At 61.8% G+C, this 18,102-nt stretch carries 13 protein-coding genes; 8 read left to right on the forward strand and 5 right to left on the reverse strand.

The features are described 5' to 3' along the window. Window positions 1-66: 66 nt before the first annotated feature. Window positions 67-1,755 (reverse strand): NAD+ synthase, encoded by a 1,689-nt coding sequence (locus GZ092_RS13950; RefSeq protein WP_293637257.1) that lies wholly within the window; start codon window positions 1,753-1,755, stop codon window positions 67-69. Between the two features lie 36 nt (window positions 1,756-1,791). Here GZ092_RS13950 and GZ092_RS13955 point away from each other — a divergent pair, with 36 nt between their 5' ends. The 4 genes from GZ092_RS13955 to GZ092_RS13970 all read left to right on the forward strand — a co-directional run bounded on the left by GZ092_RS13955 (window position 1,792) and on the right by GZ092_RS13970 (window position 5,633). Beyond that, window positions 1,792-3,297 carry a GNAT family N-acetyltransferase gene (locus tag GZ092_RS13955; protein WP_293637258.1) on the forward strand — a complete coding sequence of 502 codons (1,506 nt, stop codon included), beginning with the start codon at window positions 1,792-1,794 and terminating at the stop codon, window positions 3,295-3,297. Beyond that, complete coding sequence (locus tag GZ092_RS13960) at window positions 3,294-3,623, forward strand: hypothetical protein (protein WP_293637259.1); 330 nt, start codon at window positions 3,294-3,296, stop codon at window positions 3,621-3,623. The genes GZ092_RS13955 and GZ092_RS13960 overlap by 4 nt, the downstream gene beginning before the upstream one ends. 72 nt (window positions 3,624-3,695) lie before the next feature. Further along, the gene (locus GZ092_RS13965; protein WP_293637260.1) at window positions 3,696-4,496 is read left to right on the forward strand and encodes a hypothetical protein; all 801 of its coding nucleotides are present in this window, start codon (window positions 3,696-3,698) and stop codon (window positions 4,494-4,496) included. Window positions 4,497-4,775: 279 nt separating this feature from the next. Next, window positions 4,776-5,633, forward strand: a complete 858-nt coding sequence (locus tag GZ092_RS13970) for an alpha/beta hydrolase (RefSeq protein ID WP_293637261.1) — start codon at window positions 4,776-4,778, stop codon at window positions 5,631-5,633. 42 nt (window positions 5,634-5,675) lie between these two features. Here the strand turns inward: GZ092_RS13970 and GZ092_RS13975 are convergent, their stop codons facing one another. Both GZ092_RS13975 and GZ092_RS13980 read right to left on the reverse strand, forming a co-directional pair. Continuing rightward, entirely contained in the window at window positions 5,676-6,383 is a 708-nt protein-coding gene (locus GZ092_RS13975; protein ID WP_293637262.1) for a hypothetical protein, read from the reverse strand. Window positions 6,384-6,646: 263 nt separating this feature from the next. After that, entirely contained in the window at window positions 6,647-10,765 is a 4,119-nt protein-coding gene (locus GZ092_RS13980) for a chemotaxis protein CheB (RefSeq protein ID WP_293637263.1), read from the reverse strand. A 45-nt stretch (window positions 10,766-10,810) separates the two neighbouring features. Between GZ092_RS13980 and GZ092_RS13985 the strand changes: the two genes are divergently transcribed. Further along, the gene (locus GZ092_RS13985; protein WP_293637264.1) at window positions 10,811-10,975 is read left to right on the forward strand and encodes a hypothetical protein; all 165 of its coding nucleotides are present in this window, start codon (window positions 10,811-10,813) and stop codon (window positions 10,973-10,975) included. Window positions 10,976-11,173: 198 nt separating this feature from the next. On the opposite strand, the gene ppa is transcribed toward GZ092_RS13985, so the two are convergent. After that, window positions 11,174-11,716 (reverse strand): inorganic diphosphatase, encoded by a 543-nt coding sequence (gene ppa, locus GZ092_RS13990; RefSeq protein WP_293637265.1) that lies wholly within the window; start codon window positions 11,714-11,716, stop codon window positions 11,174-11,176. Between the two features lie 296 nt (window positions 11,717-12,012). On the opposite strand from ppa, the gene GZ092_RS13995 reads away from it, so the two are divergent. Together GZ092_RS13995 and GZ092_RS14000 are read left to right on the forward strand one after the other, a co-directional pair. Further along, a complete protein-coding gene (locus GZ092_RS13995; protein WP_293637267.1) occupies window positions 12,013-14,262 on the forward strand; it encodes a sodium-translocating pyrophosphatase in 2,250 nt (749 codons plus the stop codon). A 140-nt stretch (window positions 14,263-14,402) separates the two neighbouring features. Beyond that, window positions 14,403-15,512, forward strand: a complete 1,110-nt coding sequence (locus tag GZ092_RS14000) for a hypothetical protein (protein WP_293637269.1) — start codon at window positions 14,403-14,405, stop codon at window positions 15,510-15,512. A 24-nt stretch (window positions 15,513-15,536) separates the two neighbouring features. Here GZ092_RS14000 and GZ092_RS14005 read toward each other — a convergent pair whose 3' ends face one another. Continuing rightward, on the reverse strand, window positions 15,537-16,241 hold the full coding sequence (locus tag GZ092_RS14005; protein WP_293637271.1) for a GntR family transcriptional regulator: 705 nt from the start codon (window positions 16,239-16,241) through the stop codon (window positions 15,537-15,539). A gap of 107 nt (window positions 16,242-16,348) precedes the next feature. On the opposite strand from GZ092_RS14005, the gene araD reads away from it, so the two are divergent. After that, window positions 16,349-18,088 carry an L-arabinonate dehydratase gene (araD, locus tag GZ092_RS14010; protein ID WP_293637272.1) on the forward strand — a complete coding sequence of 580 codons (1,740 nt, stop codon included), beginning with the start codon at window positions 16,349-16,351 and terminating at the stop codon, window positions 18,086-18,088. Window positions 18,089-18,102: the final 14 nt, after the last annotated feature.

The raw sequence follows: 18,102 nt of genomic DNA on the forward strand, positions 1-18,102 counted from the left end.
CTGAAAACTGAATGGTAAAGGCTGGTTGCGGGCTGCAATGTAACGATTGTGAATCACTGCCGAGCGTCAGGCGCCAAACTTGCTGGTAATAGGATAACGCCAATCCTTGCCAAAACTCCGGTGGCTCACACGGATGCCGACCGGCGCCTGGCGCCGCTTGTATTCGTTGATTCGGATGAGCCGGGCCACGCGCTCTACCACGGCCCGCTCGAAGCCTTCGGCGACGATGGACTCGATGCTCTGGTCGTTTTCCATGTAGCGTTTCAGGATGGCATCAAGCACTTCATAGGGCGGCAGGCTGTCCTGGTCCGTCTGGTCGGCGCGCAGTTCGGCGCTGGGCGGGCGCGTGATGATGCGCTCCGGAATCGGCGCGCTGCCGGTGCCGTAAGGGTCGTTTTCATTGCGCCACTGCGCCAGACGGAACACCGTGGTTTTCAGCAGGTCCTTGATGACCGCAAAGCCGCCGGCCATGTCGCCATACAGCGTGCAGTAGCCGGTGGCCATTTCGCTCTTGTTGCCGGTGGTCAGGACAATCGAGCCAAACTTGTTCGACAGCGCCATCAGGAACACACCCCGGATGCGCGCCTGGATGTTTTCCTCGGTGGTGTCCTCGGCCAGCCCCTGGAACTCGCCGGCCAGCGAGGCCTTGAAGGCTTCAAATTCAGGAACGATCGAGATCTCGTCGTAGCGCACGCCCATGCGTTCGGCCATGTCGCGCGCATCGATCCAGGAAATATCGGCCGTGTAGGGCGACGGCATCATCACGGTGCGCACCTTGTCCGCCCCCAGTGCATCGACCGCAATGGCCAGCACCAGCGCCGAGTCGATGCCGCCCGACAGCCCCAGAATCGCGCCGGGAAAGCCGTTCTTGCCCAGGTAGTCGCGCACGCCCAGCACCAGCGCGTCCCACAGGTCGGCCTCGGCGCTGCGCAGAGGCACGGTGTTTGCTGCCAATTCAATAGCGCCCTGCCCCCGTCCCGCCTGCGCAAAGAACAGGTTTTCCTTGAAACTTTCGGCTCGGCCGGCGAGCGCGCCATCAGCCTGCAGGGCAAACGAATGGCCTTCGAAAACGATTTCGTCCTGACCGCCGACCAGGTGCGCATAGACCAGCGGCAGGCCGGTGGCCAGGCAGCGTTCGCGCATCATCAGCTCGCGCTCGCTGCCCTTGCCGACGTGAAACGGCGAGGCATTGATGACCACCAGCAATTCGGCGCCGGCCTGCCGGGCCAGCCGTGCGGGTTCCTCGAACCAGGCGTCTTCGCAGATCAACAGGCCGATGCTGACCGCGTCAACGCCTTCTCCGGCCTGGAACACGCAGGTGCCCTGTCCTGGCGTGAAATAGCGGCGCTCGTCGAAAACCTGGTAGTTGGGCAGTTCGCGCTTGGCGTAGCTTTCGATGATGCGGCCTTCGCGCAGCACGCGGGCGGCATTGTGGCGCTGCTGCACTGCCACGCTGCGGGTGCGCAGGCCCAGGCCGCTGTCGCCGTGCGTGGGCGTGCCGACCACGACGCTCAGGCCTTTTAACCCGGCCAGCTCACGGGCCACCCGATTCACGGCATCATCACAGGCCTGAATAAAAGAGGTTCGCAAAAACAGGTCTTCGGCCGCGTAGCCGCAAATCGCCATTTCCGGCGTCAGCACCAGCCGGGCGCCCTGCTGGTAGGCAGTGCGGGCAGCGGCGATGATTTTTTGCGCATTGCCCTCCATGTCGCCGACGCAATAGTTCAATTGGGCAACGCAGATTTTGAGTGACATGTGGAAATCGAACCCTGAAAAAACGCCAAAAAACACGTGAAAAACAAGTCAAACGATTATGTCATCCGCATCCTGGATTCGCCGCTGGCCGTGAATGCCGGCGACTGGAATGCCCTGCTGGCCGCGCAAAGCCCGGCCGGCATCCTGAATCCTTTCATGCGCCACGAGTACCTTGCCGCGCTGCACGCCAGCGGCAGCGCCACGCCGAAAACCGGCTGGACGCCGCGCTTTGTCACCCTCTGGCTAGGCGACACGCTGGCCGGGGCCTGCGCCCTGTACCTCAAGGCACACTCCTACGGCGAATACGTCTTTGACTGGGCCTGGGCCAATGCCTATGCGCAAAACGGCCTGGATTACTACCCCAAGGCGCTGGTCGCCGTGCCGTTTACCCCCGTTCCCGGCGCACGGCTGCTGGCGCGCAATGCCGACGAGCGTGCGCTGCTGGTCAAGGCGCTGGTGGCCTGGTGCGACGAGGAAAAGCTGTCTTCATTGCACCTGCTGTTTGCCAGCGATGACGACGTGGCCGCCTGCCAGGAAGCCGGCCTGATGCTGCGCCACACCGTGCAGTTTCACTGGACTAATAGTGCCCCCACGCTTGTCGCTTCGCGTACTGCGCTGCCCCGCGGGGGGGCCGCTGCGCCTGTGGCCCGGCAAAGCCGGTTCCACGGCCCTGGCTTGCAGGGAGTTGCCGCCTCCACACTGGTCGCTACGCATTCTGCGCTGTCCCCGGAACCCGATTTGCTCCTTCCTTCGTTGGGGGAAGTAAGGGATGGAGACATCTTCGAACCCGAACCTGGTTTTTCTGGCCGCCCATTCGCCAGCTTCGACGACTTCCTGATGACGCTGAGCCAGGAAAAACGCAAGAAAATCCGCCAGGAACGCCGCAAGGTACGGGACGCCGGGATCACCTTTCGCTGGTCGCTGGGACAAGACATCAGCAGCGCCGACTGGGACTTTTTCTACCGCTGCTATGAGCGCACCTACCTGGAGCATGGCAATGCGCCCTACCTGAGCCGTGACTTCTTTCATCGCATGGAAAGCAGCATGCCGGAGAACTGGTTGCTCTTCATAGCCGAGCATGAGGGAAAGCCTATTGCTAGCAGTTTGATAGCTGTAAGCGCACGCCCTGACTGCGGAAACGGCATTTTTCATGATGAAAACACACCAGAAACACCAGAAAATGCAGGAAATCCGCCCTTTCAAGGCCTGACTGCCTACGGCCGTTACTGGGGCGCGCTGGCACGGGTGGACTGCCTGCATTTCGAGGCCTGCTATTACCAGCCGATCGAATGGTGCATTGCGCATGGCTTTCAAAGTTTTGAAGGCGGCGCCCAGGGCGAGCACAAGATGGCTAGAGCCCTGCTGCCCGTCAAGACCACCAGCGCGCACTGGCTGGCGCACCCATCCTTTGCCGACGCCGTCGAGCGCTTCCTGGAGCGCGAAGGCGCGGGCATTGATCAATACATGGAAGACCTGGAGCGGCGCAGCCCCTTCAAGGCACCGGCACTTCCAAACCCTACTGACCTGACAATCCCCTCATGAGTGAAAAAACTGCCCCCTACACCCTCCGGATGGTGGACGCCACCGGCCTGAGCGCCGCCGAGCGCAGCGCCGCCGAACTGCGTTTTCGCATGGCGCTGGAAGCCGGCGTCGGCGGCCGCGAGCTGGTCGTGCCGACGCTGCAGGCCTGCATGCTGGCGCGCTCGCTCACCGGCCAGCTGGCGCCGGAAGAACTGGCCCATGCCGACCATGATGCCGAGCGCGAAGTGATCGCGCTGTGGGAAAAAGCCGAGGACCAGGCCATCATGACGGCCCTGAAACCACTGAGTCGCGACACGGGCGACGCACGGTTTGAAATCAGCCTCTGAACTTCGGCTGAATTGCTGCATTATTGATAGCTTCTTATGCCCGCGCTGATTGCGCAAAAGGCTTGTTTGATCATGAATTCCCTGTCCAGCCCCGACAACCCTTCGCCCTTCCTGGCCGAGCCGCTTGCCGCAATGGCAATGGAACCGGCCATCGCGCTCGGCCGCACCCACGCCCGGCGGCTGCGCGAGATTTACCGCTCGGCCGGCTGGCCCTGCCAGGACATGCTGGAGATCGAACTGCTGGCTGGCGGCATGCTGGAGCGCGTCGCCGGTCCAGCCGGCCACGAAACCCTGCGCGTGAGCGATGCGGGCGTTGCCTGGCTGGCCGCCACATTGGCCGTCAACCGCTCGACACTGTCGGCGCATGAAGCGCTGGTGGAACGCGTGGCCTGCGAAATGGTGCGCGCCGGCCGCATCGCCTGGCGCACCCTGAGCCTGCGTGCGCAACTCCCGCCAGTTGCAGAAGGCGAAAAGACCCGATGGTGCATGGTGCGGCCCGACGTGTTTTCAATCCGCAACACCACCGTCGAGACCTACCTGGAGCCCATCGTCCACGAGATCAAGGTCAAGCGCTCGGACCTGCTCGGCGACCTGCGCCGGCCCGACAAGCGAGGCGCCTACCTCGACCTGGGCGGCGAATGCTGGTATGTGCTGGGCTGCGACGCCAAAGGCCGGCCGATAGGCGCTGCCGATGAGATTCCCGCCGAATGCGGCGTGATGCAGCTTGACAACGGCCGTCTGGTAGTGAGCCGGGCCGCGCCCCGACGCGCACGGCAAAACCTGCCGCTGGGCGTATGGATGGCGCTGGCCAAGGCAACGCCGGTGGCTGGACTGAACGATGGCGTGCAAGGCTTGCTTGGCGAATGCGGTTAGAACGGAACCGGTTTGGCTGGCAGTTGCGGCATGCAGAAATACAGTATTTCTGCTACTTTATTAATAGCTATCAGCACATACACAGTTTGCGGAAAAGGCATTTTTAATGCTAAAAATTGATTTTCTGATCAGTGCAAATGTGCTTGCATGGCAGCCCCACCGGAGATGCTGAAAGAAACCGCCCGTTTAGGGGACTTCCCCCTATCAAATCCTGGTTGGCAAACCGATACTGCCTGGATTCATGCCCCGTAAGGCAACCATTCCAGACCTTTTTCCGCCATGTCGAAACCTTTCAATCCACCGCTGACGCAAATCCTGCCTGCCCTGCCTGGCGCAGCGCCGTTGCCAGAGCCCACGGCGGCCCTGCATGACGTTCCGCCCAGCGCCTGGTTGCTGGCGCTTGAAGTGCGCGCCATCTGGGAATTCAGCGCGCTGCTCCCGGCCTGGCCGCTGCTGAACCGCGCACCCCGGGGCGATGGCCATCCGGTGGTGGTGTTTCCGGGACTCACGGCCCATGACATCTCGACCGCGCCCTTGCGCCGCTACCTGCAACTCCTCAACCATTCGGCCTGCGGCTGGGATCAGGGATTCAATTTCGGCCCGCGCCGTGGCGTTCTGGACGAAGCCCGGGACCAGCTGGTGCGCACATTCGAAAGCACCGGCCGCAAGATCAGCCTGCTCGGCTGGAGCCTGGGCGGCATCTATGCGCGTGAACTGGCCAAGGAACTGCCGCACATGGTGCGCGGCGTCATCACGCTGGGAACGCCGTTTGCGGGTTCGCACAAATCAACCCATGCCTGGCGGCTTTACGAGCTGGCCAGCGGACGTCGCATCGAACAGGAAAGCCAAAGCTACAACCTGCCGAAAGCGCCGCCCGTTCCCACCACCAGCATTTATTCGCGTACCGACGGCGTGGTCGCCTGGCAGGGCAGCGTCCAGTCGCCCAGCACGGAAAACCCGCAGACTGAAAACATTGAAGTCCTGGCCAGCCATGTGGGACTGGGGTTCAACCCCGGTGCATGGTGGGCGATTGCCAACCGGCTGGCTCAGCCTGAAGGGCAATGGAGCCCGTTCATGCGTGAAACGCGCGGCCGGATTGAGGGGCTGATCTACCCCGACCCGTCCCGGCCAGCCTGATCCGGCGGCCAGCCGGAAACAAGCTGCTGGTGTTCCAGCGCTTCAATGCACCGGCGCTGGCAGGGTGGCAAAGCGCAGGGTGACCTCGCGGCCCTGGCGGGACAGGCCGACATGCTCTGCCAGCGCCAGCGCCTGCACATCGGCCCACACCAGTTTTCGGTAACCATCGTCATAACGGTCCAGCGGGCCGTCGCCGATCAGATCGGTCTGCAGCGTCAACGTGACTTCAGACGCGCTGGCCTGGGCATGGAGGGTCACGGTGGCGGGCTCGTCCAACGCGTCGGTCAGCGCAAACAAGGCCGCGCCCAGCACCATGCGCAAGGCGTCACGCAAGACCTGGGCAGGCAGTTCATCAACCTCGTTGACCAGCCGGAAACCGCAAAAATGGAGCATGGTGGCCATCAGGCCGACACATTCACGCACGCCGGAACCGGCATCTGTCAGAACGCCCGGCTCTGGCGCCAGCCAGGTGCCCATATCCATGCATTCTTCAAGGGCCGCCTTGGCAAATTCATTGATCTTTGCAGCCTCTTCGCGCACCGCCGGCAAATCGGGCTGGGCGGCCGAAAGCTTGTGGTGCATGACACCGTAGATCAGCCCGATGGGCTGCAGCGGCCGAACCATGTGGTGCCGCAAGCAAGGCGCCAGGCGCCTGAGGACCGCATAGCGCGCTGCCTCGATCTGCTGGGCGGACACCTCGGCGGGCAACGCAGAAGCAATGGGGTCTTGAGGGGTTTGCTGTAGGGTCATTTTTGCTCCTCCCGATGAGAAATGGGTCGGCTTTACTGCTGAGGGTGCTTTAGGCGTATCCAAGGCACGGTGCTTGAAGCAGGTGACTGCCGGATATGGTTTTTCTGAAAATCAGCTGAACTGTTTGTATCAAAACAAAATACGTCCCGGCCGGTTAAAGCCGGTTAATTTGTAACCAGCGGCTATTGATCCATACTTTCATGCCAGCGGCACAAGCCGCCAGACATGCACAAGCCTGCGCCTTGTGGCAATGGCTGCGCGCATCAACCCGGGCCGCTGGGAACCAGTTGCGCAATGCTCTGGCAGATATGCGCGACCGTGGCAGGTTTGGAAAGGTGGGCATTGAAGCCGCTCTGCAAGGCCCGCACGGTGTCCACCTGCCGGCCATAACCGCTGAGCGCAATCGCCTTGAGGTTGCGCCAGTCAGGGCGCTTGCGAATCTTGCGGATCAGCTCGTAGCCGTCCATGTAGGGCATCCCCAGGTCCGAGATCAGCAGGTCGTAGCTGTTTTTTTCCAGCATGTCCAGCGCCTGCTGGCCGCTGGTGGCCATGTCCACGCTGGCGCCTTCTAGCCGCAACAGTGCCGAAAAGGGCTCCAGCAAGTCGCTCATGTCATCGACCGCCAGAATCCTGAGACCCTTGAGGTTTCCGCTGGGCAGGCCGGCTTTTTTATCCTGCACCCTGGTTTGCGCCAGCGGCAGCCAGATGGTGAAGCAACTTCCCTTGCCGATGCCTTCAGAATCGGCCAGCACCTTGCCGCCCTGCGCCACCGTCAGGTCGCGCACCAGCGTCAGGCCCACGCCCAGGCCGCTGTTGGTGTTGAAGGTTTTTTGATCGGGCGCCTGGACAAACATGCCAAAGATCTGCGGCAAGAATGCCGGGTCTATGCCCTGGCCGGTGTCGATGACGCTCATGACGGCAAAACCGCCTTCGCGGCCCAGCCGCACCGTGACCGTTCCCCCGGCAGGCGTGAACTTGATGGCGTTGTTGATCAGGTTCCACAGGATCTGCTCCGTCCGTACGCGGTCGCACAATGCAACCAGTTCCTTGTCGCTGCATTCGAAATTCAGCGTCAGACTTTTTTTGCCGGCAGCCTCGCGCGCGGCCGAAGCAATGGAGGTGGCCATTTCAGCCAGGTCTGCCGGCGCCAGCCGCAGCGTCAGCTTGCCGGTGCGGGCCCGCGACAGGTCCAGCAGGTCATCAATGATCTTGGTCTGGCTGACCACGGCGCTGCGAATGGTTTCGCCAGCCCGCGCCACTTCGGGAAGCGCGCGCACCTCGGGATGGCTCAGCAGCAATTCGGTGTTGACCTGGATCAGGTTCAGCGGATGCTTGAGTTCATGCGACATCACGGCCAGAAACTGGTCCTTGAGTTCGTTGGCCTGCTTTTCCATGGCCAGCAACTCATCGCGGCTCACTTGCTGCGACCGGCTTTCGGTCATGTCGCGGGTAATCTTGGCATAGCCGCCGGTCTTGCCTTCCAGCCGGGTGACAACGCCGCTGCAAAAAAAGGTGCTGCCGTCCTTGCGCAGGTGCCAGCGCTCGTCCACGCTGCGGCCGTCTTCGTGCGCACCGCGCAATTCTTCTTCTGGTGCCCCGGCGGCACGGTCTTCGGGGGTAAAGATGGTGGAAAACGGCTGGCCCACGATTTCTTGCGGCGTATAGCCAAAATTTCGCTGCGCACCGACGTTCCAGCTGGTGATGATGCCCTCCTCATCGATGGTCAAAATGGCGTAGTCCCTGGTGGTTTCTGCGGCTATGCGCAGCCGTTCCTCGCCAGCGCGCAGCCGTTCCTCGACCTTGCGCAACTCTGTGACATCCACAAATGTCAGCACGACGCCATCAATATGGTCATCCATGGTGCGGTAAGGGCGAATGCGGGCCAGGTAATACCGGCCGTCGCTGCTGCTGACCGGCCGCTCGCTCGGGTTCAGCGTCTTGAGCATTCCGGCCGCATCGTCTGCCAGCGACGCATAGTCGAGCTTGTGGGTGATGTCCATCAAGGGGCGGCTGATGTCGGACTCGATCAGGTTGAAAATGCGGGTTGCCTGCGGGGTGAAGCGCTTGATGTGCAGGCTGCGGTCCACAAATATCGTGGCAATGTCAGACGATGCAATCAGGTTTTGCAGGTCGTCGTTCATCATGCCGGTTTCATCGACCTTGACTTTCAGCTCAAAGTTGACGGTGGTCAGCTCCTCATTGATCGACTGGAGTTCTTCCTTGCTGGTTTCCAGCTCCTCTGTGGCCGAGCGGAGTTCTTCATTGACAGCCTGCTGCTCCTCGTTGGAGGACTTGAGTTCTTCGGTCGATATCTCGGTCTGCTCGATGATTTGCTGAAGATTTTCCTTGAGTTGCCGGATCTCGGTTTCCAGCTGCTCGACCAGCACCTGGTGCGCCTGCCCGGCAGTGCTGCGCTCCAGAGCGGGCTTTTCAGGCACTTCTTCGAACATCACCAGCGCCAGCGCTGATTCGGCGTCAACTTCCTCGAAGAAATGCACGCTCATTTCCACCAGGATGGTGCTGTTTCCGCGCCGGAACGGAACGGCATGCGTCCTGACGGGCTTGCCGGTATGCAGGGCCTGGTAAAGCGCCGTGCGCAATTCGGTGCGCAGCTCGGACTGGGTGTTGTCCAGCAGATTGACCGACGGCGTGCCGCTGCCAGGCAACAGGAATTTGCCAACATTCTCTGACAGGTGCAGGATGTTGTGCTGGCCGTCGATCAGCACGCTGGGCAGGACAATCTGGTCAATCAGCTTGTGATGCAGTTCGGCAAACGAAGTCGGCTTGGGCGCACGCCGGTCAGGCCCGCGCTGGTTGAAAACCATGCGGCCGCTGGGCTGTTCATTGCTCAGCAGCAAATGGCGAATGGAAATGCCCGTCGGATTGACCTTGAAAAACCGGCTCTTTTTGTCCACCACGGTGTAAAGCTTGTGCACGGCCTCAACAGACTCTGAAGTGCCCAAGAACAAAAATCCTTCAGGCTTGAGCGCAAAGCGAAAGGTTGCCAGGACACTGGCCTGGGCCGACTTGTCCAGGTAGATCAGCAGGTTGCGACAGCAAATCAGGTCGATGCGCGAAAAAGGCGGATCGCGCAGCACATTGTGGCTGGCAAACAGCACTTTTTCGCGCACCTGCTTGGTCACCCTGAACTGCTCTTTTTCGGGGGTGAAAAACCTTTTAAGCCGGGCAGGCGACACATCGGTCGCGATCGTGGCCGGATACAGTCCGTTGCGGCCGAAGTTGATGGCCCTTTCATCAATGTCGGTGGCAAAAATCTGCAGTTCGGACGTGCAGTGGTGCAGTTCCATCTGCTCCTTGAGCAAAATGGCCACCGAATAGGCTTCCTCCCCCGTGGCGCAACCCGCCACCCAGACCCGCACCGGCTCGTCTGGCGAGCGATGGGCCAGCAGCGCCGGCAGCACATCGCGTTCAAGCACCTCGAAGGCCGCCGGGTCGCGAAAGAAGTTCGTGACGCTGATGAGCATGTCCTGAAGCAGCAGCTTGACCTCTTCAGGGTGCACGCGCATGAAATCCCGATAGGCCGGCAGGTCCGATACGCCATTGACTTGCAGCCGGCGCTCGATGCGGCGCAGGACCGTGGCCCGCTTGTACTGGCGGAAATCATTTTTAGAATAGACACGCAGTGCCGACATGATTTCGCGCAGCGCCTCTTCGGCAAGCCGGGCGTTCTCATCGCTGTCGGCCGCCACGGCCCGTAACGCCGCACCATCTTTCTGGGGCAGGCTGATGCGGGAGGCATTGGCCCAGAGTTCCTGCAGTCGCTGCGGCATTTTGGCCGCCATTGCAACAAAATCAACCATGCCGGTGGCAATCGCGGCTTTGGGCATGCCGTCATATTCGGCGTCCTCGGGTTTTTGCACCAGCGTGACACCGCCCTCTTGCTTGACCCGGGCAAGGCCGGCAGCGCCGTCGTTGCCGGTGCCGGACATCACGATGGCAATCGCCCTTTCCTGGTGAACATTGGCCAGCGTGCGGAAAAACAGGTCGATGGCCAGGTGCGCGCCCCGCACGCGCGAATGGCTGGACAGTTGCAAGTGCCCGTCGTTCATTTCCAGGTCGTGCGTGGGAGGTATGACGTACACATGGTTGGCTTCAATGGCGGTTGGCTGGTTCACCTGCATAACCGGCATGCTGGCAACGCGCTGCAATATCTCGGCCACATTGCTTTCATGCTCTGGCGACAGATGAAGAATGACGACAAAGGCCATGCCATTGGCAGCGGGCATGTGCTCGAAGAACCGCAGCAGGGCCTGCAGGCCACCGGCCGACGCACCAATGCCGACGACGGGAAAGTTGAGCGAGCTTTTGGTGAAGCCGTCGCTGTTTTCAGGGTCCAGGGAAGCGTCGCGCGGATCTGCCATGCTGATGAACCAGTCGGGGTAAATGGATTTTGATAATACCGTTGGATGCTGAAAGCCTTCCAGGCTGACACCGCATCACTTTCGTCATTATTCATGCAGGCCAGCAAAAATGACCAGCCCCATGAACCCGTTATTGCGGCCAACCGGCAAAAAACGGAACGTCCGGCACTTTACGCTTGCAGCTTGCAGCTTGCAGCTTGCCAGCATTGATCACAGGGCCAGGCCGAGCCCCAGCGAGAGTTTTGCCGAAACACACACACCCACCAGTCATGCAAAAAGCGCCCCCAGACTGAACTGGAAGCGCTTTTTGCAGGCAAGGCCGATTTTATTGATTACTATTAATTTAATAGCAAACTATGTATATGGGACATGCTTAAAGCACATAAAAAGCTTGAACTAACGGAAAAATCACTCTGCCGGCTGTTCCTTGGCATAGTTGGCGATGCCGTCGGTGATTTCCTTCTTTGCAGCTTCCGGGCCTTCCCAGCCTGAAATCTTGACCCATTTGCCTTCTTCCAGGTCTTTGTAATGCTCAAAGAAATGGGCGATGGTTTTCAGGCGCAGCGGGTTCAAGTCCTCGGGCTTTTGCCAGTGGCTGTACAGCGAGCATTTCTTGTCGATGGGCACGGCCAGAACCTTGCCGTCTTCACCGGCTTCGTCGGTCATCTTCAGGATGCCGATGACGCGGCAGGTCACCACCACGCCGGATATCAGCGGTACCGGTGTGATCACCAGCACATCGACCGGGTCGCCGTCGCCGCTCAGCGTCTGGGGCACATAGCCGTAGTTGCAGGGGTAGTGCATGGACGTGCTCATGAAGCGGTCCACGAAGATGGCGCCGGACTCCTTGTCAACCTCGTACTTCACCGGATCGGAGTTCATCGGGATTTCGATGATCACGTTGAAGGAGTCGGGAGCGTTTTTGCCGGGAGTAACTTTATCTAGGGACATGGTCGCTTTGGAGTTGATGAAAACACGTTGATGAAAAAAAGCGGCCCGCCAGGCCGCTGCGTTCAAGTTGTCCGATAGCCGCTGTCGCGAGGCCGGCCTCGCGGGCTCACAGACGGTTATTTGCCTGTATTTTACTGATGCCGACCTTACGGGTTGCCAACGGCTGGTGTTTTCGCGTTTAATTTCCCTGAGTTGGCCAATCGTCCCATCGCCTCCATGCGAGCCACGAGGAAGCAACGCAGCGGGGGGCCGCTTGCGTGGCACCCATCAAGGCAAAAAACAAGGTGGAGGTATTTATGACAGGTCACTCAGCCGCGCTCATTCTTGCGCTGGTCTGCGGGTTCATTGCCGTGGGATACGGCTTTTGGGCACGCAACTGGATTCTTTCCCAGGACGCGGGCAACGCCCGAATGCAGGAAATTTCGGCCGCCATCCAGCTAGGCGCAGCCGCCTATCTGGCCCGGCAGTACAAGACCATTGCCATCGTCGGCGTCATCCTGGCGGTGCTGATCGGGGTGTTCCTCGACAGCAAGACCGCCATCGGCTTCGTCGTCGGGGCGCTGCTGTCGGGCGCTTGCGGCTTCATTGGCATGAATGTCTCGGTGCGCGCCAACGTGCGGACCGCGCAAGCCGCCACGCGCGGCATTGGCCCGGCGCTGGACGTGGCCTTTCGCGGCGGTGCCATCACCGGCATGCTGGTGGTCGGCCTGGGGCTGCTGGGCGTGACGGCTTTTTTCTGGTTTCTGGTCGGCAACGGCAATTACACGCCGACCACCAGGCTGGCCGACCTGCTCAACCCGCTGATCGGCTTTGCCTTTGGCTCGTCGCTGATCTCGATCTTTGCCCGGCTGGGCGGCGGCATTTTCACCAAGGGTGCTGATGTGGGCGCCGACCTGGTCGGCAAGGTCGAGGCCGGCATTCCCGAAGACGACCCGCGCAACCCGGCGGTGATTGCCGACAACGTGGGCGACAACGTCGGCGATTGCGCCGGCATGGCGGCCGATTTGTTCGAGACTTATGCGGTGACGCTGATTGCCACCATGGTGCTGGGCGCGCTGCTGGTGGCCGCCGCGCCGGTCAACGCCGTGCTGTACCCGCTGGCGCTGGGCGCGGTGTCGATCATCGCGTCCATCGTCGGCTGCTTTTTTGTCAAGGCATCGCCGGGCATGACCAATGTGATGCCAGCCTTGTACAAGGGCCTGGCCGTGGCCGGTGTGCTGTCGCTTATTGCCTTTTACTTCGTCACGACCTGGCTGATGCCCGACGACGCCATTTACGCCACGGGCAGCCAGATGAAGCTGTTCGGCGCCTGTGCGGTCGGCCTGGTGCTGACAGCCTGCCTGGTCTGGGTGACCGAGTACTACACCGGTACCCAATACGCACCGGTCAAGCACATCGCGCAGGCCTCCACCACCGGCCACGGCACCAACATCATTGCCGGCCTGGGCGTGTCGATGCGCTCGACCGCCTGGCCGGTGATCTTTGTATGCATCGCGATTCTGGTGTCGTACAACCTGGCCGGGCTTTACGGTATTGCGATTGCCGCGACTTCCATGCTGAGCATGGCCGGCATCGTGGTGGCGCTCGACGCTTACGGCCCCATCACCGACAACGCTGGCGGCATTGCCGAAATGGCCGACATGCCGCCCGAAGTGCGCGCCGTGACCGACCCGCTGGACGCCGTGGGCAACACCACCAAGGCGGTGACCAAGGGCTACGCGATCGGTTCGGCCGGCCTCGCCGCGCTGGTGCTGTTTGCCGATTACACCCACAAGCTCGAAAGCTATGGCCGCGCCATCAGCTTTGACCTGAGCGACCCGATGGTCATCGTCGGCCTGTTCATCGGCGGACTGATTCCCTACCTGTTTGGAGCCATGGCCATGGAAGCCGTGGGGCGCGCAGCCGGCGCGGTGGTGGTGGAAGTGCGCCGCCAGTTCAAGGAAATTCCCGGCATCATGCAAGGCACGGCCAAGCCTGAATACGGCCGCGCGGTGGACATGCTGACCACGGCAGCCATCAAGGAAATGATCATTCCGTCGCTGCTGCCGGTCATTGTCCCGATCCTGGTCGGCCTGCTGCTTGGCCCCAAGGCGCTGGGGGGCCTGCTGATGGGCACCATCGTCACCGGCCTGTTCGTGGCGATTTCGATGTGTACTGGCGGTGGCGCCTGGGACAACGCCAAGAAATACATCGAGGACGGCCACCACGGCGGCAAGGGAAGCGAAGCGCACAAGGCCGCCGTGACCGGCGACACCGTGGGCGACCCGTACAAGGACACGGCCGGCCCGGCCATCAACCCGCTCATCAAGATCATCAACATCGTGGCGCTGCTGATCGTGCCGCTGATGATGAAGTTCCATGGCGGCGAGGTGCAGGCCGCGCCCGTTGTTCCAGTGCAGGCGCCCACGGCGTTCAGCGGCCCGGCCGCGCCGGTGATGACACCGATGGCGCCAGGGCTGCCCGCACCGGCACCCGCCCGCGCTCCTGACGCCGCAGCCGTTGCGACGCCTGCAGCCAGCACGCCGGCACCGGCCGCGTCCCGATAAGGTTTTTTCTCTGCGCACTGAGTGTGCGCATTCGACTTGCCACAACCCGCTTCGGCGGATTGTGGCGTTGCCGGGTATTGCCCTTTGCTGCTGCTTTGGCAGCAATTGCGATTTTTACGACAATTCACGACAATCAGGTGATGAAGACCTTCGACGACATTGAACTCCGGCGCCCGGTCCTGGCGCAAGCCTATCTGGCCTTGCTGGCCGCCCAGCCAGGCCGTCCGCTGGCCCTGTTTGCGCCCCGGCGCGTCGGCAAGACCTTCTTTCTTGACCACGACCTGGCGCCCGGTGCCAGGCAAGCGGGAATGCTGCCGGTATACGCCGACCTGTGGCTGCACAAGTCAGCCCCGATCGAAGCGCTGAACCATGCGCTGGAAGAAGCGCTGGACGATTTGCAGGTGCCCGCCAGCCGCGCCGGAAAGCTGGCCAGAACGCCGGTGAAGAAAATCGGCGTTCTGGGGGCCAGCGTTGACCTGGGCGACGAACCACAGCGCCGGGCCTTGCCGGAATCACCGGCCCTGCGACTGGATGCGCTGGTCACCCGGCTGGCCGCGCGGCACAAGGGCCAGATCCTGCTGATGCTCGACGAGGTGCAAACCCTGGGCGAAGCGGCCGATGGCGTGCCCCTGGTAGCCTCCTTGCGGGCCGTCCTGCACAAGCGGCGCGGGGAGGTGCGCGCCGTCTTTACCGGTTCCTCGCAGGAAGGGCTGGCGCGGCTGATGAACACCGCAGGCGCGCCGATGTACCAGTTTGCGCAAATCATTGATTTCCCTTTCCTGGACGATGAATTCCTGCGCCTGCTGGCGGATCATTTCAGCAAGGTGCATCCGGAAAAAGCGCTGGCGCTGGACGATTTGCACCAAGGCTTCAGCAAAATTGGCTTCAAGCCGGCGCTGATGCGCGATGTGGTCAAGGCGATGTCGGCAGAAGGCGTGACCGATGTGTCGCAGGGTCTGCGGAACTACATGACGAGCGACCACCAGGTCGCCGTCTGGCAGGCGCTGCTGAGTTCGGTTGATACCTTCGACCAGGGCGTGCTGCAAGTGATTGCCAGAGGCGAGCCGCCCATGAGCCAGGCGACGCTGCAAGCGCTGGGGGCCATTCCCGGTTCGAAACCGACGATCTCGAAGGTCAGATCATCCATCGAAAAACTGAAACGCGGGGGGTTTCTGTCGAAGACCATCGCCGGAACCCACCTGGACGACCCCTTGCTTGCAGAGTTCCTGCTGCAACGCACCACAGGGTAAGCACTTTGCTTGACCAGGATCGGGCTAAACGATCCACTCCGGAAATCGCTGCTTGATGTCATCGACAAAGGACAGCGTTCCGGCCAGATGCTGACGCAGGGCCTGCTGTGCAGCCGGTGCGTCCTGGCGGGCGATGGCTTCGACGATGGCTCGATGGTCCCGCACGATGGACTGCGGCTTGCCTTCATCGGGGAGGTTCAGGCGACGCAGCCGGTCCACGTGACCGCTTTGTTTGCGCACCAGGCTCCAGAGCGGCCCGACCTTGGCGGCTGCATACAGCTCCTGATGAAAAGCCTGGTCGGCCAGGGCCAGTTTCGGCACATCCAGCGGGTTGAGCGCAGCCTCTTGCACGGCCAGATTCGCATTCAACCGCCGCACCAGGCCCCCGTGCTCAGCTTGCGGCAACACACACAAGGCATTCAGGATTTCCAGTTCAATCGCCAGTCGCAGGAAATGCGACTGCAATGCCGCCGACAGGTCAATCCGGCTGACCACCGTGGCATGTTGCGCAAAGATATCGACCAGCTGCTCTTCGCCCAGGCGCAGCAGGGCATCGCGAATCGGCGTCTGGCTGATGCCGAAGTGTTCCGCCAGCTCGGCGCGTTGCAAGACCGTTCCGGGTTCCAGCTGGAACGAGACGATCAACTCACGCAAGGCCTCGAACACCTGGGGCGCGGACTGGCGTGTTCGGTCCAGTTTGAGCGGAGCAATTTTCGTCAAGGCATTCATGCGGTCTTTAGGTGAGGTCAGGTGGCAATCAGGGTAAATCATAACATTGACACACTAATATATTAGTGCTTTAATTTTTCCAATATTTTCGATCTGAAGCCCTTCTGATGACCAAAAAGACTTGTGAAGAACTGCGCAGCGCACGCTGGTTTGCGCCGGACGACGTGCGTTCCTTCGGCCACCGCTCGCGCGTGATGCAACTGGGCTACGGCCCGGAGGACTGGGAAGGCAAGCCGGTGATCGCCATCCTGAACACCTGGAGCGACATCGGCACCTGCCACGGCCACTTCAAGCAGCGTGTCGAAGACGTCAAGCGCGGCGTGCTGCAAGCAGGCGGCTTTCCGCTGGAATTGCCGGCGCTGTCGCTGTCCGAGTCGCTCGTCAAGCCGACCACCATGCTGTACCGCAACATGCTGGCGATGGACGTCGAGGAACTGCTGCGCAGCCACCCCATCGACGGCGCGGTCCTGATGGGCGGCTGCGACAAGACCACACCGGGCCTGGTGCTGGGCGCCCTGAGTGCCGGCGTGCCCTTCATCTACATGCCCGCCGGGCCGATGCTGCGCGGCAACGTCAAGGGCAAGATCCTGGGTTCGGGCTCGGACACCTGGAAATACTGGGACGAGCGCCGCGCCGGCAAGATCAACAAGGCGCAGTGGCTGGAAGTCGAGGGCGGCATTGCGCGCAGCCACGGCCACTGCATGACCATGGGCACTGCCAGCACCATGACCGGCATTGCCGAGGCGATCGGCTTGACGCTGCCCGGCGCGTCGTCGATTCCGGCGGTCGATTCCAACCATATCCGCATGGCGACGAAATGCGGCCGGCGCATCGTCGGCATGGTCTGGGAAGACCTGACGCCGGCCAAATTGCTGTCGCGCGCCTCGTTCGAGAACGCCATCACCGTCGCCATGGCGATGGGCTGCTCGACCAACGCCATCATTCACCTGGTGGCGATGTCGCGCCGTGCCGGCGAACACTGCGCCGTCGGCCTGAACGACTTTGACGCCGCCAGCCGCAAGGTGCCGGTGATTGCCAACATCCGCCCGAGTGGCGACAGCTACCTGATGGAAGACTTCTACTACGCAGGCGGCATGCTCGGCATGATGAGCGTGCTCAAAGACCACCTCAAGCTCGACGCGCTGACGGTGACCGGCCAGTCGCTGGGTGAGAACCTGGTCGGCGCCGAGGTCTACAACCACGACGTGATCCGCCCGCTGGACAACCCTATCTACGCCGAAGGCGCGCTGGCCGTGCTGCGCGGCAACCTGGCGCCCGATGGCTGCGTGATCAAGCCCAGCGCCTGCGCACCGCGCTACTTCCAGCACACCGGCCCGGCGCTGGTGTTTGACGACTATCCGTCGATGAAAGCAGCGGTGGAGGACGAGAACCTCGACGTCACCGCCGATCACATCCTGATTTTGCGCAACGCCGGCCCGCAGGGCGGCCCCGGCATGCCCGAGTGGGGCATGCTGCCGATCCCGCTCAAGCTGGTCAAGCAGGGCGTGAAAGACATGCTGCGCATTTCGGACGCCCGCATGAGCGGCACCAGCTACGGCGCCTGCATCCTGCACGTTGCGCCCGAGGCCTATATCGGCGGCCCGCTGGCCCTGGTAAAAACCGGCGACCTCATCACCGTCAATGTGCCGGCTAGGTCCATCCACCTGGAAGTCAGCGACGACGAGCTGGCGCTGCGCCGCGCCGCCTGGATGCCGCCGCCCAGGCGCTTCGAGCGAGGTTACGGCTGGATGAGCGCGCGCCACATCCAGCAGGCCGACACCGGCTGCGATTTTGATTTTCTTGAAACCTCGTTCGGCGCTCCCATTGGCGAGCCGGACATTTACTGAAAGCGAAAGACATT

Origin of the sequence: Polaromonas sp. (genome assembly GCF_010365105.1) — a bacterium.
In the GTDB taxonomy this organism is placed as follows: domain Bacteria; phylum Pseudomonadota; class Gammaproteobacteria; order Burkholderiales; family Burkholderiaceae_C; genus Polaromonas.

Excerpts from the sequence above, each read along its gene's own strand:
- GZ092_RS13950 (WP_293637257.1), bottom strand. The coding sequence starts at position 1,755 with ATGTCACTCAAAATCTGCGTTGCCCAATTGAACTATTGCGTCGGCGAC.
- GZ092_RS14005 (WP_293637271.1), bottom strand. The coding sequence starts at position 16,241 with ATGAATGCCTTGACGAAAATTGCTCCGCTCAAACTGGACCGAACACGC.
- GZ092_RS14000 (WP_293637269.1), top strand. The coding sequence starts at position 14,403 with ATGAAGACCTTCGACGACATTGAACTCCGGCGCCCGGTCCTGGCGCAA.
- GZ092_RS13975 (WP_293637262.1), bottom strand. The coding sequence starts at position 6,383 with ATGACCCTACAGCAAACCCCTCAAGACCCCATTGCTTCTGCGTTGCCC.
- GZ092_RS13985 (WP_293637264.1), top strand. The coding sequence starts at position 10,811 with ATGCTGAAAGCCTTCCAGGCTGACACCGCATCACTTTCGTCATTATTC.
- araD (WP_293637272.1), top strand. The coding sequence starts at position 16,349 with ATGACCAAAAAGACTTGTGAAGAACTGCGCAGCGCACGCTGGTTTGCG.
- GZ092_RS13960 (WP_293637259.1), top strand. The coding sequence starts at position 3,294 with ATGAGTGAAAAAACTGCCCCCTACACCCTCCGGATGGTGGACGCCACC.
- ppa (WP_293637265.1), bottom strand. The coding sequence starts at position 11,716 with ATGTCCCTAGATAAAGTTACTCCCGGCAAAAACGCTCCCGACTCCTTC.
- GZ092_RS13995 (WP_293637267.1), top strand. The coding sequence starts at position 12,013 with ATGACAGGTCACTCAGCCGCGCTCATTCTTGCGCTGGTCTGCGGGTTC.
- GZ092_RS13970 (WP_293637261.1), top strand. The coding sequence starts at position 4,776 with ATGTCGAAACCTTTCAATCCACCGCTGACGCAAATCCTGCCTGCCCTG.
- GZ092_RS13965 (WP_293637260.1), top strand. The coding sequence starts at position 3,696 with ATGAATTCCCTGTCCAGCCCCGACAACCCTTCGCCCTTCCTGGCCGAG.
- GZ092_RS13980 (WP_293637263.1), bottom strand. The coding sequence starts at position 10,765 with ATGGCAGATCCGCGCGACGCTTCCCTGGACCCTGAAAACAGCGACGGC.